The sequence below is a fragment of the Nitratidesulfovibrio oxamicus genome (genome assembly GCF_015731765.1).
GTDB lineage: Bacteria > Desulfobacterota > Desulfovibrionia > Desulfovibrionales > Desulfovibrionaceae > Cupidesulfovibrio > Cupidesulfovibrio oxamicus.
Genome location: NZ_VRYY01000493.1, coordinates 1 through 1,699, shown reverse-complemented (window position 1 = coordinate 1,699; position 1,699 = coordinate 1). Strand labels below are relative to the sequence as shown.

The window sequence follows — 1,699 nt, the reverse complement described above, 5'->3', positions numbered from 1 at the left end:
ATGCCGCCCCGCACACCGGCGGGGCGTGGTCCTGCGGCATGCGTCCGCCCGTTGCCCATTGCGTCGCGCGGAACGGGCGGAACGGGCGGAATGGGCCGGTCATGCTGGGCGGGGGGGAGGTCCAGCAGCCAGTGCCACCCCGCGCAGGGGGGGCAGGCTTCTGTCAGGGGGAGCAGGTCGTGCAGCATGGCGCCGGGCGGCGGCATCGCAAGCCCCAGCGCGCGCAGGAACAGCCCGCTCACGCCGAGCACGCGGCCCGAGGGGGCCACCGCGCAAAGGCCGGTTCCGGCGTGGTCGTGCAGCAGGCGTATCATGTGCTTCCCGCGTCCAGGGGATGCGGCGGGGAATCCGCCGGAGTTTCCATGGTGGCCCCATACTGCGCAAAGTTGCGCTGCATGGCAATGGGCCGGGGCATGGAACCTGCGGGCCGCACGGGGTAAACCGCGTGGTAGGCGCAGGCGGACGCGGAATGCCGGAGGGGAGTCCGCTGCCGGTATACGTCTTGCCTGCGGGATGCCCTGTTCATAAATGGTTGTCGGGTGGGTGGTAAGGGCTGCCCGGAGATGTCTGCCCGTGGAGCCTGTCAGCGGGCGTGACCGTGCTGTGCCCCGTCAGTTGGGGGCAGGGGGGCACCCGTCAGCGGCGACGGGAGGTGTCCATCTCCTTCAGTCGCTGGTGTATCTGGCGTGCACGGCGCGGGCCGATGCCCGGCACCTCTGCCAGTTCCTTCTCGCTGGCCGCGCGCATGGCGGCCAGCGTGCCGAAGCGGTCCCACAAGAGACGCGCGGTCTTGGGGCCCACTCCTTCCACGCGCTGCAATTCGCCGGTCAGCGCAGCCCCTGCGCGGGCACGGCGGTGCCGCCCGATGGCGAAGTCGTGCACGGCGTCGCGCACGTGCTGGAGAAACAACAGTTCCGGCGCGCCGTCGCGCAGGGGCAGCGGGTTGGCCCGGCCCGGCAGGAATATGCGGTCGGCCACGTTGCCCGCGCGGCGGTCGGCCCGGCCATCTTCGGTGCGGGCCTTGGCGATGGACGCCAGTGCGAACAGCCCTTCGCCGCCCGCCTCGCGAACGGCCCGATGCACGGCGGAAAGCTGGCCCCGACCTCCATCGATCAGGACCAGGTCCGCCCACGGCGGGCCGGAAGCGATGCGCCGCCGGGCCCACTCCGCAAGGGCCGCGTAGTCGTCGCCCGCCGTGAAGGTGGGGGACTGGTCGGTGTGCTCAATGGAAGTTTCGGGGGCCTCGCCCGCCTGTGCTTCCATCGGTTCTTTTGCCGGGCCTTCTGGCAGGGCATGGGGCAGATCACCGGGCTGCCCGTCCGGCAGATCGTCTGGCCTGCGGTCAGGCTCACTGGCGGCGGAAAGGTCGGCGGGGCTGTCCGCAGGACGGTCGAGGGCATATGCCCGCCAGGCGTCACGCACCGGTCGTCCATCTTCGAAGACCACCATGCCTGCGCGGGTGGAGCGGCCCCCGGTGTGCGAAATGTCCACGGCCTCCACCCGACGTACCGGCGCGGGCAGGTGCAGGGCGCGGGCCAGCAGGTCGGGCAGGGGGGCTTCCGTCTCGCGTCGGGCATGCTCGCGGGCATTGGCGGCGGCCATGTCCACCAGCCGGTTCTCTTCGGGCGAGCGGGGCGCCACGATGCGCACCGGCCCGCCGCGCAGGTCGGCCAGGGTTTCCTCTATGGCGCGCAGGCTC

1 protein-coding gene and 1 pseudogene are annotated in these 1,699 nt (G+C 72.0%); both read right to left on the bottom strand.

What is annotated here, in order from left to right:
* Window positions 1-314: pseudogene (locus FVW20_RS14475) on the bottom strand (ATP-binding protein); the annotation flags it as partial.
* 322 nt (window positions 315-636) lie between these two features.
* The coding region (locus FVW20_RS19795) for a helix-hairpin-helix domain-containing protein (RefSeq protein WP_231039129.1) at window positions 637-1,699 on the bottom strand (1,063 nt) is incomplete at its 5' end.